Raw genomic sequence first — 24743 nt, 5'->3', positions numbered from 1 at the left:
CCGCCGCCCGTTACCCGCCCTGACCTGTGATCTTCGCCCCACGCGTCGTCCCGTACGCAGTGGCGCGCAGGATGCGGCGGGCCTCCTCGCGGCCGGAGATCAGGGCGCCGTGGACGGTGCCGGGGAAGTCGCCGGTGGTGGCCTCGCCCGCGAAGTGGAGGCGGTCGCCGACGGGGGCGGCCAGGGCGGGGCGGTCGCCGGGGAGCGTGCCGACGGCGGGGAAGGAGTAGGAGCCTCGGGCGTGGGGGTCGGCGGCCCAGCGGGTGCGGCGGTGGGCGACGGGCTCGGTCACCGCGTCGCCGTAGATGCCGCGCAGGGACGCCAGCGCCTCGCGGACGAGGGCCGCGTCGTCGAGGGTCTCCAGGCGGCGGGCGACCGGTCCGCCGGCCAGGGTGGCCAGGACGGGGACGCCGAGGACGCGCCGGAGGTCGAACCAGTTGGCGAACGCGCCGTGGCGGGTGCCCTCCTGGCGGATCAGGTCGGTGTCGTCCCAGAAGGCTTCGGGGAAGCGCAGGTAGAGCTTGTCGTAGACGCCCATGCCGAGGCGTTCGATGGCGTGGCGCTTGGGGGCGGGGAGGGCGGGGGCGAAGGTGACGGTGCCGGCCTTGAGCACGCCGAGGGGCAGGGTGAGCAGGACGCGGTCGGCGGTGAACGTTCCGTGGCCGGCGGTGTGGACGCGCACCCCGGGGCCGCTGTGGTCCACGTGGGTGACGTGGTGGCCGAGGCGCACGTCCAGTCCCTGGGCGAGGTGGGCGGCCAGGCGGTCGTAGCCCTGGGGGAAGACGACCTCGTGGCCCGTGAAGTCCTGGCCCTCGAACATGAACGCGAGCGAGAGTTCCTCGAGGCCGGCGCCCCAGTCGTCCTCCACCATGCGGCCGCGCGCCTCGATCACCCGCGCGGCGCGCTCGGGGGCGAGGCCGCCGCCCTTCAGCACGCCGCCCTTCAGCACGCCGCGCAGGGCGTCGGCGGCGGAGGCGCGGTGGTCCGCGCGTTCGGCGCGGGCGGCCAGTTCGTACGCCGCGGCCTCCTCGTCGGCTTCCCGCTCGAGCGCCTCCGTGCGGGTGAGGCGGCGCCCGTCGGCGGCGTAGGCGGTGACGCCCCGGGGGGTGTCGTAGTCGAAGTCGAGGGTGCCGACGTCGTAGACGACGGTGGGGGCGCCGGCCTCCTCGGCGAGTTCCGTGACCGGGTTGCCGTCGACGCCGTGGATCCAGGACGCGCCCAGGTCGATGCGCACGCCCTCCCAGTCCTCGCTCCACAGCCGGCCGCCGGTGCGCTCCCGTGCTTCCAGCACGGTGACGGAGTGTCCGGCCCGGTGCAGTTCCCGGGCGGCGAAGAGCCCGGCCATGCCGGCGCCGACGACGAGAGTGGTGGTACCGGCGGGGCGCGCAGCGGCCGGGCCGTCCGGGGCGGGCGGGAGTCGTACGGGCATGTCCCCATTACACACCGGCCGTTCGGCCGCTTCGGCCATGGGTCGCAGGGCTGACGGCACCCTGGACCTGGCACGCCCGTTCGGACACACTCATGGCCATGCGATGGACTGACATCGAACAGATTGCGGCGGATCTCGCCGCACGGCACCCCGGTACCAAGCCGCTCGGGGTCAAGCCCACGGAGATCCGCGACCGCGTGGCCGCGCTGAGCGGGTTCACCGACGACCCCACGTTGTGCAACGCGCGCATCCTGGAGTCGATTCAGCTGGCCTGGAGCGACAGAGCCAGATGAGAACCGGATGAGAAAACGCCGGCGCCCCGGCGGGCGGCTGATGCCGTCCTCCGGGGCGCCGGTCTCCCGGGCGCGGCGGGGTCACGCCGCCGCGGGCGCCGATTCCGCTTCGGCGGCGGCAGCGGCGGCCGTCGCGGCCTCCCCCTTGGCGCGGGCGCGCTTGGAGTAGGTGATGGTCCAGGTGATCAGGACGACGGGCATGCCGTACGACAGGACGGAGTTCACGCCGACCATGGCGTCCGTCGACAGGGCGTAGGACAGGGCGATGCGCGCCGCCGCCTCGACGACGTAGCCCACACCCCACACGAGCGTGATCGTCTTCAGTGTCTTCCGGAAGCCCGGGAACCGAGCGAACATCCCGTTCCAGTGGGCGACGCCCTCCTTGGTGCCGTCGGTGCCGAACTTGCGGCCCATGAAGAACATCAGCGGCCGCGGAGTGGCCAGGCTGACTAGGCAGACCACGCCGAACAGGCCGGTGATGGCGGAATCCTTGACCAGCAGGAGCCGGGTGGAGTGCGGGCCGATGGCGGTGACGACGAGCGTCAGCGCCATGAAGATCATCGTGATGATGGCGAACTCGTCGAGCCTGCGGTGCCAGAGCAGGTACACGACGGTGTCGGCCACCGGCCACAGGCTGGAGACGGCGAGGGCGGAGAAGTCGCCCCAGCCGTGGTCGGTCAGCTGGTTGTACGTGATGATCGGCAGTACGACGTTGAAGACGATCGACACGATCCAGCTGAGTGCGGTGGTCGCACCGAAGCGCCGTTCCGGCGCTGACGGCTGAGCAGACACAAGTCCCCCGAAAGTAAGATCAAAAAGCAAACCGCACGGACCATAGGGGGAAGATCCGCTTCCGGGCAACTCCCGCTACGCCGGGTACGTCACCAGCTCACCCACAGCTCCTCGGGACCGCGGTTGATCGACCCCTGACGCCATCTCATCTGATCGGGAGAGGCGGTCAGGCGAAGGCGCGGGAAGCGCTCCAGCAGCGTGGAGAGCATGACCTCGGCCTCCATGCGCGTCAGCATCGCGCCGACGCAGTAGTGGGCGCCGTGACCGAACGACAGGTTGGGGGCCTCGTCGCGGGAGAGGTCGAGCCGGTCGGGCTCGGTGAAGACGGTGGAGTCCCGGTTGGCCGCGAGGTAGGACACGTAGACCACTTCGCCGTCGCGGATGACGCTCTCGCCGATCTCCAGGTCGCCGGTGGCGATGCGCGGCAGGCCGACGCCGTTGCGGTGCGGGATGAAGCGCAGCAGTTCCTCGACGGCCTGCGGCAGCAGCGCGGGCTCCGCCCGCAGCTTCTCGAGCTGTTCGGGGTGGGTCAGCAGGGCGTAGACCATGTTGGAGACCTGGTTGCGCACGGCGTCCATGCCGTTGAGCACCAGCATCACGGCGAGCGAGATCAGCTCCGGCATGCTGAGGCCGCCCTCGGCCTGTTCGGCCACCAGGGCGCTGAAGAGGTCGTCGCCGGGGTGCTCGGTGCGGTGCCGGGCCATCCCCCGGAAGTAGTCGGCGATCTCGCGCTTGACCGCGTCGCCGCGCTGCTGCGAGTGACTGCTGGAGAGGATGACGCCCCGCCAGGCCTGGAGCCGGTCGATGTCGTGGGACGGCACCCCGAGCAGATCCCCGATCAGCTGGGCGGGCAGCGGCCCGGTGAGGTGCTCCGCCAGGTCGGCCGGCGGGCCCTGGTCCAGCATCCGGCCGGTCATGCGCTCGGCGAGCTCCTGGGCCCGGGGGCGCAGGGCCTCCACCCGCTTGCGGCCGAAGGTCTGGGCGACCAGGCGGCGCAGCCGGGTGTGGTCCGGCGGGTCGGTGCGGCCGATGCCGCCGGCGGGCGCCACCACGTGCGGGGTCATGCTGGTGACCGGCCGGTCCACGGTGAGGGCGCGGCTCATCCGGGGGTCGGCGGCGACGGTCTTGACGTCCTCGTACCGCGTGACCAGCCAGGCGTCCCCTTCGCCGAAGCGCATCCTGATGCGGGCGACGGGCTCCTCGCGCAGCAGGCGGTGCAGGAGCGGGTCGAACTCCAGGCCGGGCAGGTGGTCCACGGGCCAGTCGTGGACCACCTCACCGGTCCGCTGCCGGGCCGGACAGGCTTCCTCGGTCATGGGTCGCTCCCCGTCTCGTGCCGGCCATGTCCCGCCGGAACCGGTCATGGGCCGCACAGCGGACAGCCCCGTACAAGGTGGGTATTCCCGCTGTGGTGGTGCTTGTCCCGATGACGGCGGATTACACCCGCAGGGGTGAGGGCCGGGCTCACAGCGGCCGCCGGCGCACCCGGCCGGGGGTGGTGTCCAGGCGCTCCCGGAGCAGCGTGGTGAGCGTGGTGGCGTTCTCGTAGCCGACCCGGCGGGCGACGGCGTCCGTCGGCAGGGTGGTGGTCCGCAGCAGGTGCACGGCCTGCTCCAGGCGGACGCGCTGGGCGAAGCGCAGGGGCGAGACACCCAGCACGCGGTCCACCGCGCGCTGCAGGGTGCGTTCGCCGGTGCCCAGCGCGCGGGCCGCCTCGGCGATCCGCAGCGGCTGTTCGAGGTGCTCGCGCACCCAGCGCTCGAACGCGCCGACGGTCGGGTCGGTGCGCGCCAGGTGGCCGGGCACGGCGTAGGCGGCCTGGCCGGTCCGGCTGTCGATCAGGAGGTAGCGGGCGGTGAGGTCGGCGAGGACGGGGCTGGCCTCGCGGACCAGGCCGAGCGCCAGGTCCAGGTGGGCCATGGCGGCCCCGGCGGTGGTGATGCCGGGCGCGTGCGTGAGCAGGCGGGTCTCGTCGAGGATCACGCCGGGGTAGCGCCGGCGGAAGTGCGGCCCCAGCCACCAGCTGGTGGTGGCCGGCAGCCCCTCGAGGACCCCGCTCTCGGCGAGCAGGTACGTCCCGGTGCACGCGGCCGCCAGCGGCACGCCGTCGGCGTGGGCCTGCCGCACGGCGTCCAGCGCGGGCCGCCGCTCGGCGGAGTCGACCCAGGCGGCGAGCGGCTCGGCCCGTGTGTGTCCGACGCCGGGCACCACCACCGCGTCGGGGCCGCCCGCCGCCCCGGGTGCGACCGCCTCCACCAGATGGCCCGCGGCCGTACGGACCGGGCCGCCCTCGCCGACGCAGCTCACCCGCCACGGCGGCGGGGGCTGCGGCAGTTCCCCGCGCAGTTCGTTGGCCGTCCGCAGGACGTCGAGCACGGCGCAGAGCCCGGAGTCGAAGACACGGTCCATGACCAGCACGGAAATTCTCACGCCGGGAACGGTAGGTGATGGCGCGCACCTGCCACCGGGGACACGACGGGCCGATCCGTAGGTTGATCACACCGGCCGCGCCGGGCGTCCGCCCGGGGACGCCCCGCCCGCCGCGCGGGCGAACGCACGGCTGGTCCTACGTCCTTCGACCCGGGCCGCGGACCGTACGACCAGCGGTGTAGGGCCCAGGACCGTTACGCGGGCGGCGGCCGGAAGCCTAGCCTCGGGCCATGGACACGACGAACGGCACCCTCGACGAAGCCCTGCAGCGTCTCCACCGGTCGGGCCCCGAGTTCCAGGGCTACCTCAGCAACCACGGCCCCATGGCAGTGGAGGCGCTCGTCCGCAACGGCCACGCCCCCACCGTCCACCGCTGGCTCGACGCCTACGAGACCAGGCTCGAGGACTTACCCCCCGCCCGCACCCCCATCGGCGACGACGACTGGCGGGAGGCGCTCGGCGACACGGCCCGCGTCACCGACTGGACCGGCTACTTCTCCCGGCGCATCGCCGAACGGCCCTGGCGCGAGGTCCTCACCGAATGGTGGCCCCGCCTGCTGCCCGGCATCGCCGGCGCCGCGACCCACCCCGTCATCCGCGTCGGCCACGCCGTGCGCGCGCTCCTGCGGGACGGCGAGGACGCGACCCGCCTGTCCGAACTGGCCTGCGCCCTGGGCTACTGGGCCGCCCGCCACACCCTCCTGCCCGTCACCGTCACCCCCTCCGGCCGCGCCACACCCCCGCCGACGCGATCGCCGCCCTCCCCCGCGTCGCCGAGCGGAACCTGCTGCCCCAGCGCGGCTACGACCAGCTGCCCACCACCCCCGGCTGGCTCGGGGCCGCCGAGTCGCTGTACGTTCCCGAGAACCCGGACGCCGTCCGGGACCGGCTCGCCGACCTGGTCCGCGCCGCCACCTTGAGCTACGCCACCCACGGTCACGGCGGGCCCGTCATGCTCGTGCACGCCGCCACCGCCCCGAACGCGGTGCTGCGCACCCTGCCCGCCCTCCCCCGGGAGCTGTGGGGCCTCTCGCTCACCGTCGCCTGGGCGGCGACCGCCGCGATCACCTCCATCTACGCGGCCGACGAACTCCTGCCCCCGCCCGTCGTCTCCTCCCTCACCCCCGAGGAGGTCTTCGAGCGGGCCGTGGCGCACGGCGACGAACACGTCATCAAGTTCGCGGACACCGCGCTCGACGTGGCCGCCGCGTCGAAGGACGGCGACGACCGGGCCCTGTCCGCAGCGCTCAACGCCGTACGGCTGATCGAGGCCGACGACTGAGCGACGCGGGACGTCGAGGGGCGCCGGGTGGGCCGACCGGCCTCACCCGCGCCCCCGCGCCTCCGCGCGCACGGCCGCCAGGAAGTCCTCGAGCGTCCGCCTCGGCGCCCAGCCGCACCCGCGCGCCTTGGTGATGTCGAGGACCACCCGGTGGGCGAGCTGGTCGACCGCGTAGCGCGACAGCGCGACCTCGGCCCCCGGCCGCAGGCGCGCCGCCGCCTCGGCGGCGCGGGCCGCGAAGCGGGCGACACCGTACGGGAGGTGACGGATCGTCACCTTGTCGCCGTGGGCGCGCAGCACGCCGCGCAGGGTCGCGTCGCGCGCGTACGCCTCGCCGTCGGCGATGTTGTAGGCGCCCGGCGGCCAGCCGGCGGCGACGAGAGCCGCGTCGGCGAGGTTCTCGACCGCCGTCAGGCTCAGCCGTACGTCCGGTCCGGGCAGCAGCAGACGGCCGGCCCGCACCCGGGCCCGCAGGCGGGGCAGCAGGTGCGGATCGCCCGGGCCGTAGACGGCCCGGGGCCGGAGCACCATCGCGCCGGCGTCCAGCGCCAGGCGCTCGCCCTCGGCCTTCGTACGCCCGTAGGCGTTGAGGTGACCGGAGACCGGGTGGTCCTCGCGGACGAGGGACCGGTCCCGGCGCGGGTCGTAGATGCTGGCGCTGCTCACCCAGACGACCGGGCGGCCCCCGGCGGCCTCCATCAGGCGGGCGGTGCCGTCGACGTTGACCGCGCGCATGAGCGCCTCGGCGCGGGAGCCCGGGGCGGGGTCGCCGACGGCGGCCGCGCAGTGGATCACCACGTCGGCCCCCGCGAGGTGGGGCGCCTCGCGCGCGGCGTCCCACGGAACGTGCCGCCCGACGGGCCCCGGGCGGCGCCCCACGCAGACCACGTCGGCGAACTCCGCGGCGGCGGTGGCGATATGCCCGCCGCAGAATCCGCTCGCGCCCGTCACGGCGATGCGCGGCGCGGTCATGACCCCTCCCCCGCGCGGACGACGAGCGAACGCCAGCCGGGCAGCGCGGCACGCCGGTCGGCGCGGGCGCGCACCACGACGGGCCGGTACGGGGCCAGCGCGCCGAGCGCGTCGTGGAGCTGGGCGCGGGCCGGCCGGGCGCCGGGGCAGGCGTGCGGCCCGGCGCCGAAGACGAGCTGGGAGACGGCCGGTTCGGCCGGCCGCCAGGGGTCGGGATCGTCGCGGTGGGCGCCCACGGCGTGGCGGGCGACGAGCAGCAGCCGGTCCCCGGCCCGCACCGGGCGCCCGCCCACCACGCCGCTTCCGGCGGCGACGCGCGGCAGCAGCGGGGAGGGTGCGGTGACCCGCAGCAGCTCGTCCACCAGCACGGTCCGCCCGCCCTCGGCCGCGGCCCGGTCCCACCAGGCGGCGTCGGCGCACCAGGCCGCGGCGCGCGGCAGAGCCGCGACGACGGTGGTGACCGCCGCCACCGCGAGCATCGCCCGCGCCGCGTCGTCCCCGGCCGGGCCGCCGTCGCCGAGCAGGGCCCGCAGCCGGGCCACGGGCTCGTCGGTGGCACGCCGCCGGAACCACGGCGGGCCGGGCAGGTGGTCCCGTACGGCCGCGTACGCCGCGTCCCCGGCGGCCTCGGCGAGCGCCAGGGGGGCGGCGTCCGTGCCCAGCAGGGCGGCGGCGGTGGCACCGGCCACCTCCCGGGCCACCGGCACGAGGTCGACCGGGCGGCCCGCCGCCAGGGGCGCGAGGCGCCTGGCGAGGACGGCGGTCCACACCGGCCGCAGGCGCTCCACTCCCGCCGATGACAGGTCGTCGGCGAGCGCCCGCCGCGCGGCCCGGTGCCCCGCGCCCTGCTGGTCGAAGAGCACCCCGCCGGCGGGCGCGTCGGCGCGGCCGAGGGCCGACCGGGCCGCCCGGCCGGTCGTACCGGCGGCCTCCCGGTCCAGCGGCACCCGCGTCAGCGCCTCGCGGAACGCGCCGGCATCGTGGACGAGCACGCTCCGGCCGACACGGACGACGGGCCCACGGCGGGAGGCCGCGAGCAGCGCGAAGAGGACGGGGTGCGCGGCCAGATAGACCCGGCGGTCGCGGCGCCGGGCGGCGGCGGTGGCCGAGGGGTCGGCGGCGGCCCCCGTCCACCGCCGCTCCGACACGGCGCCGGCCGCGGCGCCGGCCGCGACGGGGCAGCCCGAACCCGGCGGCGAACAGCGGGTGTCCGTCGTCATCACACCCCTCCCCTCCGGCCGCCGCCGGTCCCGCCCGTCCGTCGCGGCGTCAGCCGGGACGCCGCCCAACGGGCGGCGGCCTCGCGGTCCGGTTTGCGGGAGCGGCCCGACAGGGGATGTCCGCCAGGAGCACCGCGTCGGGGCGGGCGGTGCCCATGCGGGCCAGGGGGCGGCGAGTGCGGCGCGCAGGGTGCGGGGGTCCGTGCCGGGGCGCGGCTGGACGAGGGCGACCAGCCGCTCGTCGCCGTCCTCGGCGGGGACGCCGACGAGCACGGCGAGTTCGACGCCGGGCACGTGCAGGGCGGGCTCGTACAGGCCGGGGTAGATGTTCTCGGCGCCGCGCAGCACCATGTCCTTGCACCGGCCGGCGAGCACGACGCGGCCGTCCTCGAGGCGGCCGCGGTCGCCGGTGCGCACCCAGGGGTCGGGGTCCTCGCCGAGGTAGCGGTGCCGGGCGGCGGGTCCGGCGAGGAGCAGTTCGCCGGTGTCGTCGGTCCGTGCCCGGACGCCGGGCAGCGGGGCGCCGACGAGGTCGCCGTCGCCCGCGAAGGCGGCCTTCTCCTCCTGTTCCACGGCGGCCGCGGGGAACAGCTCGGTCAGGGCGTACACGCCCCACGCCCGCGCGGCGCCCGCCCGCTTGACGCGGGTGAGCAGCTCGGCCCCGGCCGGCGCGGAGCCGGTCCATACGCCGCCGGTGAAGCGGGCGTCCGCCGCGAGGGCGGCGCGCAGCTGGGGCGGGGTCAGGTAGGTGGCCTGGGGACGCAGCCTCGCCAGCTGGCGGGCCAGCACCCGGGGCGAGCGGGCGGGCAGGGCGACCGGGGCGCCCTGGGCGAGGGACGGTACGAGGACGAAGAAGGTGCCGCCCAGGACGGGCCGGTGGGGGCGGGGGTCGACGAGGGCGCCGACGGCCGCCATGCCGGCCGCGAAGGAGGAGCGGGTGTGGACCACGGCGCGCGGCCGGGAGGTGGTGCCGGAGGTGAAGACGACGGCGGCGTCGGCGTCGCCCGTGGGCCGGGCGGGCAGGGCGGTGCGCGGTGCGCCCAGGTCCAGGGCGGGGGCGCAGCCGGGCAGCCGGGGGCCGAGGGTGGCCACCGGGCCCAGTTCGGCGAGGTGGGGCAGGGCGAGGCGGGCGCGGCGGGCCAGCGGGCGGGCCCAGCCGGCGACGGCCTGGGCGGTGGCGTCGGCGAGCACGAGGGAGGGGCGGGCCAGGGCGAGGCGGGCGCGGAGCACGTCGGGTCCGGCGCCGGGGTCCAGGACGGCGGCGCGCAGCCCCAGCCGGTCGGCGGCGAGGAGGACGGCGAGGGCGCGCGGGCCGGGCCGTACGGCGACGCCGAGCGTGTCGCCCGGCCGCAGGCCGCGGGCGCGCAGGGCGGCGGCGCAGCCGTCGGCGAGGTCGGCGAGGTCGCCCCGGGTGGCGCGTACGCGCACCGCGCCGCTGCGGGTGGTGGTCAGCACCGCGGGGCGGTGGGGTCGCGGCGCAGGGTGGAGTCCAGGTGGTCGAGCATCAGCGGGGTCCTCCCCAGGGGCCGCAGCCCTTGTCGAGGTACCAGCGGGCGGTGCCGAGGAGGCCGTAGGCCTTCAGGCGGCGGGTGGAGTTCTCGACGACCATGGCGCCGCAGTGGGTGATGGCGGTGGTGTGGCGGCGCACCCGGTTGAGGAAGGTCCGGTCGGTGGGCGAGGGGCGGCGGGGCATACCGCCGACGCGCAGGTACAGGCCGGAGGTGACGGCCATGTTGTTGCCCGCGTGCATCCGGTAGGGGGCGAGGTAGCCGTGGCGGCGGGCGTGGGCGGGGCGGAGCCGGCCGAAGAGGGCGGCGGCCCGGACCATGGTGCGGAACGCGGCGCGGCCCAGCGGCCCGTGCTCGTCGCGGCGGGCGTCGACGCGCCCGCAGACCAGCGCCCCGCCGGGGCCGGCGGCGGTGAGGGGGCGGCGCGCGCGGCGGCGGTCCAGCCGGGGCGGGGCAGGCAGTCGGCGTCGGTGCGGGCGAGGTGGACGGCGCCGCGTTCGATGGCGTAGCGGAAGGCGGTGTCGACGGCGCAGCCGACGCCCTTCTCCTTCTCCTCGATGACGTGGACGGGGAAGGGGGCGCGGGCGGCGAAGGCGCGGGCGATGCGGGCGGTGGCGTCGGTGGAGGCGTTGTCGACGACGACGAGCGTGAAGTCGCGGTCGTGCTGGGCGGCGAGGGCGCGCAGCGTGCCGTCGATGCGGGCCTCCTCCTGGTGGGCGGGGACCACGACCCACAGTCCGGCGGGGGCGGGGGCGGGATCGGGAGCGGTCATGACTTCTCCCATACGAGCGTCATGACGCTGGTGCCGCCGCCGAGCCCGACGAACAGGACGCGGTCGCCGGGGAGGAGTTCGTGGTGGATCCGGTCCAGTTGCACGCCGAGCGTGGCGCTGGCGATGTTGCCCAGCTCGGGGACGGTCAGGACGAGCTTGTCCGCGGGGACGCCGGTGAGCTCGACGAAGCGTTCGAGATAGGGCACGGTCACCTGGTGGACGAGGATCCGGGCGAAGTCGTCCCAGTCCAGGCCGGTGCGGTGGCGCATGCGGTCGAGGACGGCGGTGCCGCTCTTCTCGAAGACCTCGCGCAGGGTGCGGCCGTCGCCGTGGAAGTAGGTGTGCTCCTCGGAGCGGGGGTGGCGCGAGCCGCCGCCGAAGATGCCGCCGACCGCCCAGTGTTCGGAGTGGGTCTCGGTGCCGGTGTCCAGGATGCCGCCGCGTGCGACCGGCTCGAGCACGACGGCGGCGCCGGCGTCGCCGAAGGTGTAGCCGGCGAAGCCGTCGCGGAACTGGGCGGGGCCTGCGGGGGCGCGGCGTATCGCGCGGCTGGGCGTCTCGCCGGTGACGACGAGGGCCCGCCGGGCGCGGCCGGCGAGGATCAGGGCGCGGGCGGTGTCGATGCCGTTGACGAAGCTGTTGCAGGCGTTGGAGACGTCCAGGGCGTGGGCCCTCGAGCCGAGCCCGTCCTGGACGATGTGCGCGGTGGCGGGCTCCGCCACGTCGCGGGTGGCGGAGGCGTAGACCAGCAGGTCGATGTCGAGGGCGTCCAGCCCGGTCGACGCGAGCGCACTGCGGGCGGCGCCGATGGCGAGGGTGGAGGCGTACTCGTCGTCCGCCGCGACGCGCCGGGTGGCGATGCCGGTCGCCCGCTCGAAGAGTCCCGGGGGCAGGGCGAGGCCGCCGGCGCGGGCGACCTCCTCCTGCAGTCGGTCGGAGGTCAGGACGTGTTCGGGCAGGTACGACCCGGTGGCGGTGATGCCGACTCCGCCGCCGGGCCGGACCCCGGTCTCGCTGTGCTTGGACATGGGTTCAGCTTCGGTGCCGCGCGGTGCGACGGGCGTGAGTACTCGTACTCATATGCGACTGGGGAGATCGCGCAGCGAGGTCCGTCATCGCACGCAGGAGCCCGGATTTTTTCGCAAGGGCCTTTCACGCCAGGAACTTTGACGCTTCATCGCGTTCTGTGACGGAGGATCGACGGGATAGAACGTGATCGTCGAACCCGACATCACCCCCCGCCTCACGTCTCATGCCTCACAAGGGAGAGCTCATGAAGCGCCTCGGTGCCGCCGTCACCACGGCAGCCGCCGCCCTCGTCCTCGCCGCCCCGACCGCCGCCCCGGCTGCCGGCGCGGACACCGCCGCGTGGCCCGTCCCGTCCTGCGGCCGCGTGGTGGGCGACGGCGGGGTCACCTTCACCACCGACGACGGCGCGAGCCTCGCGCCCACCACCGGAACGCTGAAGCGGACCAGCTACACCCATGGCCTGGTCGCGCTGGACACCCCCGGCACCCTGCTGGCCACCCGCGACGGCGAACTCCAGCGCTCCACCGACGCCGGCTGCACCTGGAACCGGGTGGCCGCGCTCGGCAGCGGGTCCACCCGCCTGGCGGCCGCCAAGGGGGGCCGGGCCTTCGCCTGGGAGATGGGCGGCGGCTACCTGGCCCGCGTCGACGGCCGGACCGTCACCCGCCTGCCGTCGCCCACCGCGGACATCGTCGGCGTGGGCACCGACCGGGCCCGCCCGGACCATCTGCGCGTCGCCGGGCGCGACGGCCGGCTCTACCACTCCGCCGACGCGGGCGCCCACTGGCGTCCCGTCGGCACGGCGGCGTTCGGCGGCGGGGCGAGCGTGTACTCCGTGACCTTCGACCGCGCCGACCTCGACCACGCCGTCGCGGGCGCCATGGTGCGCGGCGGCGAGGTGACCACCGACGGCGGGAACACCTGGAAGCCGTCCACCGGCCTGGCCGCCGGCGGCTCGGCGAACCTCTTCGACGTCGCCGTCTCCCCCGCCGACTCCTCGGTGGTCTACGGCCTGGGCCTCGACCTGGGCGAGAACGGGCCGGGCCGGGCCGGCGAGGGCCGGCACCTGTACCGCTCGGCGGACGGCGGCCGTACGTTCACCCGGGTCGTCGACGACACCGCGGACACCCAGCTCACCAACAGCACGCTGCTGGCCCCGAGCCCGGCCGACGCGAACGTCCTCTACTTCGAGTACGGCACGTACTTCTCCGGCTACGGCACCGACCTCTACCGCCTCGACGCGGCCACCGGGAAGGTCACCAAAACCCACAACGCCCACGACGGCATCTCCTCCATCGCCTTCCACCCCGCCCGGCCGTCGGTGATGTACCTGGGCCTGGAGGAGGTACGGGTCGACTGACACAGCGTCACGCTCACCTGTCCGCAGGGCTGTTCGCCCCTGACCGGCTCGCCAGGCGGCCGCTCGCGCACTCGGGCAGCTCGCCGGTGAAGGGGTAGGCGTGGAACGCCTGCCCGCCTCCGCCGGTCGGGGCGGAGGTGTGGGTCAGCGAGCCGGCGGTGAAGAACCGTCCGTTGACGCCCGGCACGGTGACCGTCGACTCGCCGGAGCGCTCGCCGGCCAGCACGCTGCCCTGGAACTGTCCCGTGCCGTGGAAGTCGGCGCGCCGGGCGTCGGGCAGGTTCCACAGCAGGCGCTCGCGCAGCCGGTTGAGCGGGGCGTCGTCGGTCAGGCCGCCGCTGTGGGTGTTGACGACCCGGGCGGGTCCGTTGAGGTTGACCAGGACGGTGGCGGCCGTGGGGATGCCGGCGAAGCGGATGCCCTGCGGCCCCCCGCCGGGGCCGACGAGGTCGAAGTCGACGTCGAAGACCTGCAGCGCGGAGGTGCCGTCGCCGGTGAAGACGGTCTCCGAACCGGTGTTGCGGGCGGTGCCGGTGGCCGGGCGTCCCCGGCCGTCGGGGCCCCGGGCGTAGCAGCGGCTGGCGGCCGCCAGCTCGTCACGCAGGGCGGCGTACGGGCCGGCCGCGGCCGCGTCCTTCACGGCGCGCCGGAGGATGGTTCCGCTGACGGGGCCCGCGTGCCGTACGACGCCTCGTTCGGCGTCCAGGTGCTGGCCGGGGGCGACGGCGACCGGGCCGCCGGCGGTCAGGAAGTCCGTGCCGTCGGCCGGGGGGACGCGGGAGCCGGTGGCCAGCACGCCCACGCCGTAGCCGGGGCCGCCGGAGGACTTGTGCACGTCGAAGCGGCCGAGGGCGACCACGCGTCCTTCGGCCCCGGCGGCCGCTCCGCGCACCCGGTAGTCGCCGCCGACGAAGACGTTGACGTTGTTGTCGCGGCCGGCGAACGGCCCGTCGCCGACGGCGGGGTAGGCGGTGGGGCAGCTGCCGGGCCGGCACGGCCCCAGACCTCCGGGCAGGTGCGCCGCCGCGGCCGGCACGGCCGGGCCGCCGGCCAGGGCGACGGCCGAGGCGACGCTCACCGCCGCCCTCGGCGGCTGTGGCGGGCGGGGGCGGCGCCGGGGTGGCCGGACGTGCTTGCGTTCACGGTGCCTCGCCTGGTCGCATCGCTATGTCGACGTTTCCGCCGAACCGATCCCGACTATGGCGTTGGGCATCTCGTCCGATATTCCGACGCGCCGGGGCCTTGCCCCGGACAGCCGATCGGCGCCCGCCGACGTCACGTCCCGGGTTTGCGGCCCCACACCTGCACCGGGTCGCCGAGCCGCAGCACGTCCCACAGCCGCTGGGCGTCGGGGACGGCGAGGTTCACACAGCCCGCCGAGCCGCCGCCGTCGAAGAGGGTGCCCAGCCGGCCGTGGAAGGCCTGGCCGCCCGAGAAGAACTGCGCGTACGGCATGGGGGAGTTGGCGTAGAGGGTGGAGACGTGGTCCTTGCTCCTCACGTACACCGTGTACCGCCCCGTGCGCGTGGTCTGCCCCGCCCGCCCGGTGCGCACGGCCACGGGCCCGAAGGCGACCCGGCGTCCCTCCTGCACCCACATCAGCTGCCGGTCGAGGTCCACGCAGGCCGTCCGGCCGGTGTCCACCGGGCACCTGCCGGCCGCGTTGGGGTTCGCCCGTGCCTGCGCCACCAGCATCGTGCGGTACGTGGCCAGGCCCGCGTACCCGTCGGCCGGCCGGACGTCCTCCGCGCGCTGGAACGCGGCGATGGCGGCGCAGTCCGCCGCCGACTGCCGCCCGTTCCGCGGCCGGCCCAGATACGCCTCGAGCTCCCACTGGTACGGGCCCGTCTCCACCCGGCATCCCGCCTCCGCGCGGGCGTGACCCGTCGCCGGGAGGACGAGGACGGCGCACGCGGCCACGAGCAGGGCCGCCGTGATGGCGGTGCGCCGGGGCGCCGGGCCCACCCGGGGCACCGCCTGTCCGATGTTCATGAACGACATCTACCGGTCGTGGCCGCGACCGGCATCCCGCGCGGGCCGAACAGGCGGACCGTTCACCCGTGGGTGTCGGGACCCCCGGCGCCGGGCGCGGGCGGCCGGTCACCGGCGCGGCTGGACCTCCGCCATCGCCGACCAGCCGGTGCCCGGCACCTCGACGTTGATGATCTGCGGGGTCTCGGCGACGGCGTCGGGCATCCAGGCGATGGCGGTCTTGAAGTGCTCGGAGTTCACGTGCACCGCGCCGGCCTCCGCGGACTCGAAGGCCTCGAGCAGCACGTACTGGTGCTCGTCGTCCACGCTCTTGGACCACTCGTAGAAGACGTTGCCCGGCTCCTCGCGGGTGGCCCGGGTGAACTCCGCGACGTCCTCCAGCCACCGGGCGCTGCGCTCGGGGCGGATGGTGAACTTGACGGCGATGAAGATCATGCGGCGCTCCAGGAGTCGTCGGTCGGGGTGTTCCGGGCGGAACCGGCACCATGCTGCCGCCCGTGCGCCGGGCGGGCGAGCGGAAGCGCCGCGCATTCCGGCCCTGCCGGAAAACCGGCCGGCTCCTGACGCCGCGGGCCCCTCAGGTCGTGAGCCGGGCGGCCTGGGCGCGCAAGCCCTCGAGCGCCAGCCGCAGGAGGGGGTGGCCCTCGCTGCCCCGGCGCACGGCGGTGAAGACGCGGCGGGTGGGGCCGGGGCCGCGCACCGGACGGACGGCCGGGGTGAGCGCCGGGCGGATGCCGTGCAGCGCGGAGCGGGGCACCAGGGCGACGCCCGCACCGACGGCCACCAGGGCGCACACGGCGGAGAAGTCGTCCGACAGGCACTCCACGCGCGGCTGGAAGTGCGCCTCCTCGCAGGCGCGCACGACGGCCTCGTGGACGGGGTTGCCGGGCCACGGCGTGATCCACGGCTCCTCGCGCAGGTCGGCGAGGCCGATCTCCGGCTCGTCGGCGAGGCGGTGGCCCGGCGGCAGGACGGCGTCGAAGGGCTCCGCGTAGAGGGGGGTGCGCAGCAGTTGCCCGTCCATGGTGCCGAGGGAGTCGCGGTGTTCCACGGCCACGGCGATGTCGACCTCGCCGTCCATGAGCAGCCGGGCGCTGGTGTGTCCCTCGGCGTCCTTGACCCGCACGCGCACCTGGGGCGCCCGCTCGCGCAGGGCGGCGACGGCGGGGGCGACGACCTCGGTGATGGAGGTGGCGAACGCCGCGATGGCCACGTCCCCGGCCAGGCCCGTCGAGCACCGGGCCAGATCGGCCTCGGCCCGCTCGAGCTGGGCGGCGACCTCGGTGGCGTGCCGGGCCAGGACGCTGCCGGCGGCGGTGAGCCGGACCGTACGGCCGCGGCGCTCCAGCAGGGTGTGCCCGGTCTCCGTCTCGAGGGCGGTGAGCTGCTGGGAGACCGCCGAGGGCGAGAGGTAGAGGGCGTGGGCGGCGGCGGTGACGGTGCCGTGGTCGGCGAGGGCGCGCAGCACCCTCAGCCGGCGGGGGTCGATCATTTGTCCACTATCCCAGATCGTGAAGTGGAGCTTCACAGGCAGTACCGCAAAACGTTGATGGACTTCACAGTTCCGAGGCGTCACAGTGATCCCTCATGAGGGCATTGGTGAAGACCACCGCTGGACCGGGTCTTGAGCTGACCGAGGTACCGACGCCGACGGCCGGCGCGGGCCAGGTACTGATCAAGGTTCTGCGCACGGGCATCTGCGGTACGGACCTGCACATCGACAGCTGGGACGAGTGGGCGGCCCGCGTGGTCCGCGCCCCGCTCGTGCTGGGTCACGAGTTCGCCGGCGAGGTCGTCGAGACCGGCCCCGGCGTCACCGGCGTCGCGGTGGGCGACATCGTCAGCGGCGAGGGCCACCTGGTCTGCGGCACCTGCCGCAACTGCATGGCCGGCCGCCGCCACCTGTGCATCCGCACCGTCGGCCTGGGCGTGCACACCGACGGCGCCTTCGCCGAGTACGTGGTGCTGCCCCAGTCGAACGTCTGGGTCCACCGCCACGAGATCGACATCGACGTCGCCGCCATATTCGACCCGTTCGGCAACGCGGTGCACACCGCCCTCTCCTTCCCCGTCCTCAACGAGGACGTGCTGATCACCGGCGCCGGCCCCATCGGCATGATGGCCGCGGCCGTGGCCAACCACGCCGGTGCCCGCTCCACCGTGATCACCGACGTCAGCCCCTACCGGCTGGCCCTGGCGGAGAAGATGGGCGCCACCCTCGCCGTCGACGTCAGCAGCCGCCGGATCGCCGACGTCATGCCGGAGCTGAACATGACCGAGGGCTTCGACATCGGCATGGAGATGTCCGGCCGCGCCGACGCCCTGCAGGACATGATCGCCACCATGTCGCCCGGCGGCCGCATCGCCGCCCTCGGCCTGCCCGCCGGCGACGTGACCATCGACATGGCCACCGTCGTCACCCGCATGCTGACCCTGCGCGGCATCTACGGCCGCGAGATGTTCGAGACCTGGTACGCGATGTCCGTCCTGCTGCGCAGCGGCCTCGACATCTCCCCGGTGATCACGCACCGCTTCGGCTTCGAGCAGCACGCCGAGGCGTTCGCCACCGCCCGGTCCGGCCAGTGCGGGAAGGTCGTCATCGACTGGACCCGGCCGACCGCCCCCTGACGCCGCCCACGACCGTACGACGAGGAGAGTCCCCGTGTTCGACAGCATGCGCGAGCACCTGCGCAATGAGCTGCAGGGCATCCGCGACGCCGGGCTGTACAAGTCCGAGCGCGTGATCACCAGCCCCCAGTCCGCCGCCATCAGCGTCGGCGACGGCCGGGTCGTCAACTTCTGCTCCAACAACTACCTGGACCTCGCCGACCACCCCGACGTCATCGCCGCCGCCAAGCGGGCGCTGGACGAGTGGGGCTTCGGCATGGCCTCGGTGCGCTTCATCTGCGGCACCCAGTCGCCGCACAAGGAGCTCGAGCGGCGGATCTCGCAGTTCCTGGGCACCGAGGACACGATCCTCTACAGCTCCTGCTTCGACGCCAACGGCGGCGTCTTCGAGACGCTGCTCGGCGCCGAGGACGCGGTGATCTCCGACGAGCTCAACCACGCCAGCATCATCGACGGCATCCGCCTGTCGAAGGCGGCCCGCTTCCGCTACCGCAACCGCGACATGGCCGACCTGGAGCGCTGCCTCAAGGAGGCCTCCGGCGCCCGCCACAAGCTGATCGTCACCGACGGCGTGTTCTCCATGGACGGCTACATCGCCCCCCTGGACGAGATCTGCGACCTGGCCGAGCGCTACGGCGCCCTGGTGATGGTCGACGACTCGCACGCGGTCGGCTTCGTCGGCGAGGAGGGCCGCGGCACCCCGGAGCTGTTCGGCGTGACCGAGCGGGTCGACATCATCACCGGCACCCTCGGCAAGGCGCTCGGCGGCGCCAGCGGCGGCTACGTCGCCGCCCGCGCCGAGATCGTCGAGCTGCTGCGCCAGCGCTCGCGCCCGTACCTGTTCTCCAACTCGCTGGCCCCCTCCATCGTCGGCGCCTCGCTGCGCGTCCTCGACCTGCTGACGGAGTCCGGCGACCGCCGGGCGCGGCTGCGGGAGAACACCGCGCTGTTCCGCAAGGAGATGACCGCCGCGGGCTTCGACGTCCTGCCCGGCGAGCACCCGATCAGCCCGGTCATGGTCGGCGACGCGGCGCTGGCCGGCCGCATGGCCGCGGCGCTGCTGGAGAAGGGCATCTACGTGATCGCCTTCTCCTACCCCGTCGTGCCCCAGGGCAAGGCCCGCATCCGCGTCCAGCTCTCCGCCGCGCACTCCCGTGAGGACGTCCTGCGCACGGTGGCCGCGTTCCGCGAGGTCCGGGACGAGTTCGCCGCCTGACGGCCCGTACCGCCCGTACGGACGACGAAGGCCCCCCGCACGACCGTGCGGGGGGCCTTCTGTCACCGCGGCGCCATGCCTGCGGTCACCACGTGATGTTGTGCGCCATGCCGTTGAGGATGAGGACGATCAGAACGGCCAGCACCGCGATCGTCGCCTTCTGACGCGTAGTGGCGGACAGCTGCGTCATGCCGCGGCTCCTTCCCCGACGACGGAGACCACCGGCGCACCGCTTATCTTGCGGTCGCCGCCGCTGCCGCCGTCGTCACCGGAGGCGAAGAGGGCGATTCCGGCGATGGCGAGGGCCACCAGTGCTGCGAGGATCACGGTCAGTGCGGTGATGACCGTCTTGGCGGACAGGGTCATGCGGCCTCCCTCAAGGTCAGATGTTCTTCAGGTACCCGCCCTGGTAACCGTACTCATTGGCCCAGACCTCCTGGCGCTTGTCGATCTGGATGCCGAAGCCCTTGTAGATGATGCTGCCTTCCCAGTTGACGGAACCGTGGGCGTACGGGCCCGACTGCCACGCCTTGGGCACACTCATGGAGATGGATACGGCGGCGTTGAAGTTCCGCTTGGCACCGTCGGCGAAGTTGACCTGACGGATCAGGTTGCCGTCGGTGTAGTAGTTCACCCACACCTTCAGCTTGGTCACGGTGATGCCGAAGATCTTCTGCGAGGCGGTGTACGTGGTCTCCCAGGTGCCCCTGGACAGCTTGCCCTTGGCCGCCAGCTCGTTCACCGCGTCGGGGCGGAAGGTGGCCGTGTGCTTGCCCTCGAGGACGACGTCACCCTTGTACAGCGAGGTCGAGCGGGCGGCGGCACCGGGCCGGGACGTCTCCGTCAGGAGCGCCTTGAGCGCCTTGGGGTCGTTGAGGTAGTCCAGGTACTTCTGCTGCTTGGCGGTCGACAGGCCCTTGAACTCCTTCAGGGTCTGCGCCGCGCCCTCCTCGTGAGAGGCGCCGAGGTACTTGACGTAGGCGGCCGGCGTGGCCGTCTTCGCGCTGCGGGCGGGGGCGGAGCCGCCTCCCGTGGCGGCGGTGGCGGCGGTGGCGGTGCCTCCCGCGAGGACGGCGGCGGTACCCAGGGTGGCTATGGCTCTGACAGCGGTACGACGGTTCACTTCATCTCCCCGTCCCCCAATAGGTCGTGTTTCATGGGCTGTTGGGGGTTCCCGGCCCACGGGAGAGATCCTGCAGGGGCGTCGGGAAGGGGGACAAGTGATTTGAGAGAGTTCTGAGTATCAGCGGACCGGCCTCCGGTTCCCCTTGGGCCCCGGGGCACCGTCGTCACCTCCGCAGCACCCTCTTCTGCACCGCTTCCAGCGGGCCGGTGGAGAAACGGCGCAGCCACAGGGTCGAGGCGGTCATGAGCAGCAGGCAGATCACGGCCCACAGGCCCATCACCCACCACGGTCCGCTGCCCTCGAGGCGGGCCGCCAGGCCCAGGCCCAGCCCGTAGCAGGCGAGGACGCACAGCACGTTCTGGGTGACGTAGCAGGACAGCGCGGTACGGCCGACCGACGTGAGGCCCGTCGTGAGGAGGCCGCCGCCGCGCAGACGGTCCGTCAGCACGCCGACGAGCCCGAGGTAGCCGAGGGCCAGCACGGGGGCGGCCACATAGCGGCTCAGGAGGTAGAAGTCGGGGCCGGCCAGGGAGGCGGCGAGGTTCAGCGGCAGGCCGAGGCCCAGGCCCCAGCCGAGCAGGCGGGCGCGGATGCGCCGCCCGGTGACGTCGGAGCCGAAGGCGCCCTCGCGGAAGAGCCGCACGCCGAGCAGGAAGAGGAAGACCAGCAGGCCGAAGGAGAGCACCGGCTCCATGCGCAGGACGCCGGCGTTGCGCAGGCGGAAGAGGACCTGGTCCAGGTAGCCGCCGTCGGCGTAGAGGTCCACCACGTTCCGGGCGGTCCCCTCGCCCCCGCCGGAGCCGGAGGAGGCCGTCGACGCCAGCGTGAGCAGGGACATGAACGCGAGGTGCAGCGAGGCCGCCGTCCACATCGCCACCCGCCGGAACCGTTCGGTCCGGGTGAGCAGCCAGGCCACCAGGAGCGCGGTGACCGCGTACCCCATGAGGACGTCCCAGGCGAAGACCAGGACGAAGTGGAGCGTTCCCTCGGCGAACAGGAACAGCGCACGCCACCGGTAGCGGCCGGGCCAGGGCTGTCCGCGCCGGGCGGCGGAGCCGAACTGGATGGCCAGGCCCACCCCGAAGAGCACCGTGAGCAGGGCCAGGAACTTGCCGTCGGCGAGGAAGCGGAAGACGCTTTCGGCGGCCCGCGGCAGGGAGGGGTCGGAGATCAGATGGCGCAGCGACGAGCCGTCCGTGGCGCCGTCGAGGACGCCCCACTCCGCCCCCGGGCCGGCGAAGATCCAGACGTTGGTCATGAGGGTGCCGAGGATCGCCGCGCCGCGCAGGACGTCGAGGAGCGGAAGCCTGCCCGCCGGGGCGGCGGGGGCGGCCCTCGCCAGGGTCTCGGCCGGGCTTCCGGAAGCCGACCGTACCGTGTCCGACATGAGAACCTCCGAAGCGATCGTTGGTGGTCGTTTCCCTTCATCGTCGATCGCGCATAGGGCATAAGACCTCGTATGCAGAGATGAAACGGGCCTACATCCTTCGATGTAGTGCAGGCGGAATTCAGCCATCCAGAGCCGCCGCGGACCTCCACATGTGACGGGAGAAAATGCCAAACCCTCACCACACGCTCCCTTTTTCGATTACCTTCCGTCGCAGACGGCACGCCATTCGGTGATTGACACCCGTACGTACGTCGCGGCACTCCCCTGTCGCCGCGCGACTGGAGAGGATCGTGTGACCGGTATCGACGGGTGCTTAGCCGAGGCCATGACCATTCCCGGCGCCCGGGGCGCGTGCCTCGTGGACTGGACCAGCGGGCTCACCTTGGGGGCGGTGGGCGAGGGACCGGAGGGCGACCACGAGGCGGCGGCGGCCGACGCGGCGGAGCTGGCCAGGCTCGCCTTCGAGAACGGCGCGTTCACCCGCGCCGGCCGCGACGCCGGGCCGGTGGAGGACCTGGTCGTCACGGCGCGCGGCAGCTACCACCTGATGCGCTTCGTGGAGACCGGCTTCGACAGCAGCGTCTTCCTGTATCTGTGGCTGGACCGCGCCGAGGCCAATCTCGCCATGGCGCTGTTCCGGCTCAAGGATCTGACGGCCCGGCTGGTGCTGGCATGACCGCCGCCGCCCCGGGTACGGGCCCCGCGAGCAGCCCGCTGGCCCGGCTGGCCGCCGAGGGGGCGACGGGCGCGCTGCACGGCCACGCCGGGGCGCTCTACCTCGCCGACGGCGCCGTGGTGCACGCCGAGAGCCCCGTGGTCCCCGACGTCGGCCGGCGGCTGACGGCGGGCGGCCGGCTGTCGGCGGAGGCCTGGGAGGAGGCGGTCGCCGAGGGAGGACCCGACTACCGGGCCGGCCGCTTCCTCGTCGAGCACGGCCGGCTCAGCCGCGGCGAGCTGGAGCTGTGCCACCTGAGCGCCCTCTTCGACGCCGCGTTCTTCGTGCTGTTCCCGCCGGACAGCTCCCAGCGCGCCCCGGAACGCTTCCTGAAGGAGGCCCGGCACTGGCTGGGGCCGGTGCGCCCGGTGCCCGTGCCGCTGCTCCAGCGGGAGTTGCGCAGGCGCGGCGACCTGCTGCGCCGGGCCTGGCCCTGGCCCGAGGTGGACACCGCCCCGGTGGTGCCCGTTCCCGGAGCCGTGCCGGCCGGGGCGCCCGGCGCGGGGCCGACGTGCGGGCGGCGGGCGGTCCTTCAGGCGGCCGACGGGGTGCGCACGCCCGTGCAGATCGCCCGCGCGCTGGGCCGCTCGGCCTTCACCACCCTCCTCGACGTCCGGCGGCTGGCGGCCGCCGGCCTGGTCCGCACCCCGCCGCCGGACACCGGACCCGGGGCCGGCCCGCAGGCGCGTACGCCGCTGCCGGCCCGCACACCGGCCGCCACCGTGGAGGTCTCGCTCCTCTACCGGATCCGTGACGCCTTGGAGGCCCTGTGACCCCTCTCCGCCCCGGGACCGTGCCATGCACCGGTCAGGTCCCACCGATCTCATGATGAGGCGCGCTTTGAGACAGTTCGCCGGAAGGAGGCAGTCCATGACCGCCGCACCCGAGGTGCTCGCCGAGCTCCAGGGGTTACGTGTCCGGGTACCGCATCTGACGGGTGCGATGGTGGCGAGCACGGACGGGCTGGTGATCGCGCATCTCGTCACCGGCATGGAAGCGGACCCGGTGGCCGCGCTCACCGCCGCCGCGCTGGGCGTCGGCTCGCGGCTGACGGACGCCGTGGGCCACGGAGGCTTCCGCGAACTGATCGTCAGCGGTGAGGGCGGCTACGTCGCCACCTACGCGGCCGGGAACTCCTGCGTGCTGACCCTGCTGGCCTCGGCCGACGCCAACGTGGGCCGGCTGAACCTGGAGGCGCGCAGAACGGGCGCCCGGATAGCCGAGCTGGCCGGGGCGGCGCTGGAGCGCCCGGGCCGGCTGTGACGGGCGGCCCGCCGGGCCGGATTCCGTCGACACATCGATACCACCACAAAACCGAACCCTCTACGGAAGCGGAATTCTCATGGCGAACACCGAAGCGGCCCTCAAGGACGCGATGGGCTCGATCGACGGAGCGATCGGCGTGGCCCTCGTCGACTACGGCAGCGGCATGGCCCTCGGCACCCTCGGGGGATCCCAGTCGCTCGACCTCAACGTCGCCGCCGCGGGCAACACCGACGTCGTACGGGCCAAGTTGAGGGCCATGGAGATGCTCAACATCCAGGACACCATCGAGGACATCCTCATCACCCTCGGCGGCCAGTACCACCTGATCAGGCTGCTGACCGGCCGCGGCGGACAGGGCCTGTTCCTCTACCTCGCCCTCGACGCCAAGCGCGCCAACCTCGCGATGGCCCGCCACCAGCTGCGGCGCATCGAGAGCGAACTGGAGGTGTGAATCCGTTCCGGCGGGCGGGATCATTGACTTGTCGACAAACCGCCCGCCGGACGCATCGTCACCTGATTACACGTCAACTGGCGCCCGGTCAGACTCCTCCGGATTGCGGGGACACCAGTCCCGTCGCAGGGTGATCGTGAAGATGCCCCGCTCGAAGGAGTACGTCATGAGTGCCTCCCGAAGATCCCGCCTTCTCGTCTCAGGCGCCGTGTGCGGTGCGCTCGCCCTGGGCGTGGCCGGTCCCACGGCCATGGCCGGGCCCGCCTCTCCCCCGCCCGGCTCGTCCGGCTCCCGCGTCGCCAGCGCGCCGGCCCCCGAGGTGTTGCGCAAGGCCGCCGGTGACGGCGTCAAGGCCATCGACGACAACGTCATCGGCAAGCAGGCCCTTGCGGACCTGTCCCGGTGCCGGGCCGCACGGCCACCGGAAGCGGGGGCGGACGGGTACTGCGCCAAGGTCGAGAGCCACCTCGGCGAGCTGGGCGGGGCCCGCGCCGGCCTGGCCCGGCAGGCCGGCGCCGAGCGGCCGTCCACCGACGCGATGGCCACCGCGACCACCGACGCCGTCGCGGCCATGGCCCGCCTCGCCAAGGCCCGCGCGGAGCACGACCGCGGCGACGACCACGACCGCGGCCGCCGCCGCGAGGACGACCACGCCCGCGGGCACCACCGCGACGACGACGAGCACGACCGTGGCCATTTCCGCGACCAGTACGGCCCGGGCCGCGGCCAGAACGGCGCGCTCGGCCTGCTCGGCACCGTGACCAACCTCGTCAACCCGCTCGTCGGCACGGTGGGCAGCGTCGTCGGAGGCCTCGGCAACACGGTGACGGGCCTGCTCCAGTCACTGCTGGGCTGACCGTCCGGCCCGCGTG

The 24743-nt window shown here is 74.3% G+C and carries 26 protein-coding genes and 1 pseudogene; 11 read left to right on the top strand and 16 right to left on the bottom strand.

Annotated features, from left to right (window positions below; translation table 11 throughout):
- Nucleotides 1-10: 10 nt before the first annotated feature.
- Nucleotides 11-1429 carry a flavin monoamine oxidase family protein gene (locus tag J1792_RS14915; protein WP_179199071.1) on the bottom strand — a complete coding sequence of 473 codons (1419 nt, stop codon included), beginning with the start codon at nt 1427-1429 and terminating at the stop codon, nt 11-13.
- A 98-nt stretch (nt 1430-1527) separates the two neighbouring features.
- Between J1792_RS14915 and iscX the strand changes: the two genes are divergently transcribed.
- On the top strand, nt 1528-1722 hold the full coding sequence (iscX, locus tag J1792_RS14910; RefSeq protein WP_086573971.1) for a Fe-S cluster assembly protein IscX: 195 nt from the start codon (nt 1528-1530) through the stop codon (nt 1720-1722).
- 81 nt (nt 1723-1803) lie between these two features.
- Here the strand turns inward: iscX and J1792_RS14905 are convergent, their stop codons facing one another.
- The 3 genes from J1792_RS14905 to J1792_RS14895 all read right to left on the bottom strand — a co-directional run bounded on the left by J1792_RS14905 (nt 1804) and on the right by J1792_RS14895 (nt 4944).
- A complete protein-coding gene (locus J1792_RS14905; protein ID WP_242646299.1) occupies nt 1804-2451 on the bottom strand; it encodes a VC0807 family protein in 648 nt (215 codons plus the stop codon).
- Between the two features lie 152 nt (nt 2452-2603).
- Complete coding sequence (locus J1792_RS14900) at nt 2604-3830, bottom strand: cytochrome P450 (RefSeq protein ID WP_207247421.1); 1227 nt, start codon at nt 3828-3830, stop codon at nt 2604-2606.
- A 148-nt stretch (nt 3831-3978) separates the two neighbouring features.
- Entirely contained in the window at nt 3979-4944 is a 966-nt protein-coding gene (locus J1792_RS14895) for a GlxA family transcriptional regulator (protein WP_307842993.1), read from the bottom strand.
- 230 nt (nt 4945-5174) lie between these two features.
- Between J1792_RS14895 and J1792_RS14890 the strand changes: the two genes are divergently transcribed.
- Together J1792_RS14890 and J1792_RS35780 are read left to right on the top strand one after the other, a co-directional pair.
- Nucleotides 5175-5864, top strand: a complete 690-nt coding sequence (locus J1792_RS14890; RefSeq protein ID WP_372446109.1) for a questin oxidase family protein — start codon at nt 5175-5177, stop codon at nt 5862-5864.
- Nucleotides 5861-6226, top strand: coding sequence for a hypothetical protein (locus J1792_RS35780; protein ID WP_372446108.1), 366 nt, complete (start codon nt 5861-5863; stop codon nt 6224-6226). Before J1792_RS14890 ends, J1792_RS35780 begins: the two co-directional genes overlap by 4 nt.
- 42 nt (nt 6227-6268) lie before the next feature.
- On the opposite strand, the gene J1792_RS14885 is transcribed toward J1792_RS35780, so the two are convergent.
- From J1792_RS14885 to J1792_RS14865, 5 genes and pseudogenes are all read right to left on the bottom strand, one after another.
- A complete protein-coding gene (locus tag J1792_RS14885) occupies nt 6269-7198 on the bottom strand; it encodes an NAD-dependent epimerase/dehydratase family protein (protein WP_207247420.1) in 930 nt (309 codons plus the stop codon).
- Nucleotides 7195-9873 (bottom strand): AMP-binding protein, encoded by a 2679-nt coding sequence (locus J1792_RS34085; RefSeq protein ID WP_307842991.1) that lies wholly within the window; start codon nt 9871-9873, stop codon nt 7195-7197. Before J1792_RS34085 ends, J1792_RS14885 begins: the two co-directional genes overlap by 4 nt.
- 49 nt (nt 9874-9922) lie before the next feature.
- The gene (locus J1792_RS34080; protein ID WP_242646298.1) at nt 9923-10246 is read right to left on the bottom strand and encodes a hypothetical protein; all 324 of its coding nucleotides are present in this window, start codon (nt 10244-10246) and stop codon (nt 9923-9925) included.
- A gap of 179 nt (nt 10247-10425) precedes the next feature.
- Nucleotides 10426-10698, bottom strand: a pseudogene (locus tag J1792_RS34075) (glycosyltransferase family A protein); the annotation flags it as partial.
- Nucleotides 10695-11726, bottom strand: coding sequence for a 3-oxoacyl-ACP synthase III family protein (locus J1792_RS14865; RefSeq protein ID WP_207247418.1), 1032 nt, complete (start codon nt 11724-11726; stop codon nt 10695-10697). The gene J1792_RS14865 and the pseudogene J1792_RS34075, both read right to left, overlap by 4 nt.
- A 245-nt stretch (nt 11727-11971) precedes the next feature.
- On the opposite strand from J1792_RS14865, the gene J1792_RS14860 reads away from it, so the two are divergent.
- Entirely contained in the window at nt 11972-13087 is a 1116-nt protein-coding gene (locus tag J1792_RS14860) for a WD40/YVTN/BNR-like repeat-containing protein (RefSeq protein WP_086570747.1), read from the top strand.
- 13 nt (nt 13088-13100) lie between these two features.
- On the opposite strand, the gene J1792_RS14855 is transcribed toward J1792_RS14860, so the two are convergent.
- From J1792_RS14855 to J1792_RS14840, 4 genes are all read right to left on the bottom strand, one after another.
- Nucleotides 13101-14165: a choice-of-anchor A family protein gene (locus tag J1792_RS14855; protein WP_086570745.1), complete on the bottom strand. Its 1065-nt coding sequence runs from the start codon at nt 14163-14165 to the stop codon at nt 13101-13103.
- Between the two features lie 197 nt (nt 14166-14362).
- Complete coding sequence (locus J1792_RS14850) at nt 14363-15079, bottom strand: L,D-transpeptidase (RefSeq protein ID WP_207247417.1); 717 nt, start codon at nt 15077-15079, stop codon at nt 14363-14365.
- Between the two features lie 108 nt (nt 15080-15187).
- A complete protein-coding gene (locus tag J1792_RS14845) occupies nt 15188-15514 on the bottom strand; it encodes a putative quinol monooxygenase (RefSeq protein ID WP_086570744.1) in 327 nt (108 codons plus the stop codon).
- A 142-nt stretch (nt 15515-15656) separates the two neighbouring features.
- On the bottom strand, nt 15657-16571 hold the full coding sequence (locus J1792_RS14840) for a LysR family transcriptional regulator (protein WP_086570742.1): 915 nt from the start codon (nt 16569-16571) through the stop codon (nt 15657-15659).
- Nucleotides 16572-16666: 95 nt separating this feature from the next.
- Between J1792_RS14840 and tdh the strand changes: the two genes are divergently transcribed.
- On the top strand, nt 16667-17707 hold the full coding sequence (gene tdh / locus J1792_RS14835) for an L-threonine 3-dehydrogenase (RefSeq protein WP_086570740.1): 1041 nt from the start codon (nt 16667-16669) through the stop codon (nt 17705-17707).
- A 34-nt stretch (nt 17708-17741) separates the two neighbouring features.
- Complete coding sequence (locus J1792_RS14830; protein ID WP_086570738.1) at nt 17742-18923, top strand: glycine C-acetyltransferase; 1182 nt, start codon at nt 17742-17744, stop codon at nt 18921-18923.
- Between the two features lie 186 nt (nt 18924-19109).
- On the opposite strand, the gene J1792_RS14825 is transcribed toward J1792_RS14830, so the two are convergent.
- The 3 genes from J1792_RS14825 to J1792_RS14815 all read right to left on the bottom strand — a co-directional run bounded on the left by J1792_RS14825 (nt 19110) and on the right by J1792_RS14815 (nt 21436).
- Nucleotides 19110-19289, bottom strand: a complete 180-nt coding sequence (locus J1792_RS14825; RefSeq protein ID WP_086570736.1) for a hypothetical protein — start codon at nt 19287-19289, stop codon at nt 19110-19112.
- Between the two features lie 16 nt (nt 19290-19305).
- Nucleotides 19306-20046 (bottom strand): hypothetical protein, encoded by a 741-nt coding sequence (locus J1792_RS14820; protein WP_086570734.1) that lies wholly within the window; start codon nt 20044-20046, stop codon nt 19306-19308.
- 166 nt (nt 20047-20212) lie between these two features.
- On the bottom strand, nt 20213-21436 hold the full coding sequence (locus tag J1792_RS14815; RefSeq protein ID WP_086570732.1) for a DUF418 domain-containing protein: 1224 nt from the start codon (nt 21434-21436) through the stop codon (nt 20213-20215).
- Between the two features lie 328 nt (nt 21437-21764).
- Between J1792_RS14815 and J1792_RS14810 the strand changes: the two genes are divergently transcribed.
- The 5 genes from J1792_RS14810 to J1792_RS14790 all read left to right on the top strand — a co-directional run bounded on the left by J1792_RS14810 (nt 21765) and on the right by J1792_RS14790 (nt 24727).
- A complete protein-coding gene (locus J1792_RS14810; RefSeq protein ID WP_242645920.1) occupies nt 21765-22115 on the top strand; it encodes a hypothetical protein in 351 nt (116 codons plus the stop codon).
- Nucleotides 22112-22927, top strand: a complete 816-nt coding sequence (locus J1792_RS14805; protein ID WP_207247415.1) for a transcriptional regulator — start codon at nt 22112-22114, stop codon at nt 22925-22927. The genes J1792_RS14810 and J1792_RS14805 overlap by 4 nt, the downstream gene beginning before the upstream one ends.
- 97 nt (nt 22928-23024) lie before the next feature.
- Nucleotides 23025-23417, top strand: a complete 393-nt coding sequence (locus J1792_RS14800; protein WP_372446107.1) for a roadblock/LC7 domain-containing protein — start codon at nt 23025-23027, stop codon at nt 23415-23417.
- Between the two features lie 79 nt (nt 23418-23496).
- A complete protein-coding gene (locus tag J1792_RS14795) occupies nt 23497-23871 on the top strand; it encodes a hypothetical protein (protein ID WP_086570725.1) in 375 nt (124 codons plus the stop codon).
- Between the two features lie 166 nt (nt 23872-24037).
- The gene (locus J1792_RS14790; protein WP_207247414.1) at nt 24038-24727 is read left to right on the top strand and encodes a hypothetical protein; all 690 of its coding nucleotides are present in this window, start codon (nt 24038-24040) and stop codon (nt 24725-24727) included.
- Nucleotides 24728-24743 lie beyond the last annotated feature (16 nt).

Origin of the sequence: Streptomyces triculaminicus, assembly GCF_017349075.1 — a bacterium.
In the GTDB taxonomy this organism is placed as follows: domain Bacteria; phylum Actinomycetota; class Actinomycetes; order Streptomycetales; family Streptomycetaceae; genus Streptomyces; species Streptomyces triculaminicus.
Note: the sequence above shows the minus strand (reverse complement) of the source record. Positions and strands in the feature narration are given on the sequence as shown.

Excerpts from the sequence above, each read along its gene's own strand:
- J1792_RS14845 (WP_086570744.1), bottom strand. The coding sequence starts at position 15,514 with ATGATCTTCATCGCCGTCAAGTTCACCATCCGCCCCGAGCGCAGCGCC.
- tdh (WP_086570740.1), top strand. The coding sequence starts at position 16,667 with ATGAGGGCATTGGTGAAGACCACCGCTGGACCGGGTCTTGAGCTGACC.
- J1792_RS34080 (WP_242646298.1), bottom strand. The coding sequence starts at position 10,246 with ATGGTCCGGGCCGCCGCCCTCTTCGGCCGGCTCCGCCCCGCCCACGCC.
- J1792_RS14915 (WP_179199071.1), bottom strand. The coding sequence starts at position 1,429 with ATGCCCGTACGACTCCCGCCCGCCCCGGACGGCCCGGCCGCTGCGCGC.
- J1792_RS14795 (WP_086570725.1), top strand. The coding sequence starts at position 23,497 with ATGGCGAACACCGAAGCGGCCCTCAAGGACGCGATGGGCTCGATCGAC.
- J1792_RS14840 (WP_086570742.1), bottom strand. The coding sequence starts at position 16,571 with ATGATCGACCCCCGCCGGCTGAGGGTGCTGCGCGCCCTCGCCGACCAC.
- J1792_RS14850 (WP_207247417.1), bottom strand. The coding sequence starts at position 15,079 with ATGAACATCGGACAGGCGGTGCCCCGGGTGGGCCCGGCGCCCCGGCGC.
- J1792_RS14810 (WP_242645920.1), top strand. The coding sequence starts at position 21,765 with ATGACCATTCCCGGCGCCCGGGGCGCGTGCCTCGTGGACTGGACCAGC.
- J1792_RS14815 (WP_086570732.1), bottom strand. The coding sequence starts at position 21,436 with ATGTCGGACACGGTACGGTCGGCTTCCGGAAGCCCGGCCGAGACCCTG.
- J1792_RS14890 (WP_372446109.1), top strand. The coding sequence starts at position 5,175 with ATGGACACGACGAACGGCACCCTCGACGAAGCCCTGCAGCGTCTCCAC.
- J1792_RS14865 (WP_207247418.1), bottom strand. The coding sequence starts at position 11,726 with ATGTCCAAGCACAGCGAGACCGGGGTCCGGCCCGGCGGCGGAGTCGGC.
- J1792_RS14790 (WP_207247414.1), top strand. The coding sequence starts at position 24,038 with ATGAGTGCCTCCCGAAGATCCCGCCTTCTCGTCTCAGGCGCCGTGTGC.
- J1792_RS14900 (WP_207247421.1), bottom strand. The coding sequence starts at position 3,830 with ATGACCGAGGAAGCCTGTCCGGCCCGGCAGCGGACCGGTGAGGTGGTC.
- J1792_RS14860 (WP_086570747.1), top strand. The coding sequence starts at position 11,972 with ATGAAGCGCCTCGGTGCCGCCGTCACCACGGCAGCCGCCGCCCTCGTC.
- J1792_RS14885 (WP_207247420.1), bottom strand. The coding sequence starts at position 7,198 with ATGACCGCGCCGCGCATCGCCGTGACGGGCGCGAGCGGATTCTGCGGC.
- iscX (WP_086573971.1), top strand. The coding sequence starts at position 1,528 with ATGCGATGGACTGACATCGAACAGATTGCGGCGGATCTCGCCGCACGG.
- J1792_RS14800 (WP_372446107.1), top strand. The coding sequence starts at position 23,025 with ATGACCGCCGCACCCGAGGTGCTCGCCGAGCTCCAGGGGTTACGTGTC.
- J1792_RS14825 (WP_086570736.1), bottom strand. The coding sequence starts at position 19,289 with ATGACCCTGTCCGCCAAGACGGTCATCACCGCACTGACCGTGATCCTC.
- J1792_RS14805 (WP_207247415.1), top strand. The coding sequence starts at position 22,112 with ATGACCGCCGCCGCCCCGGGTACGGGCCCCGCGAGCAGCCCGCTGGCC.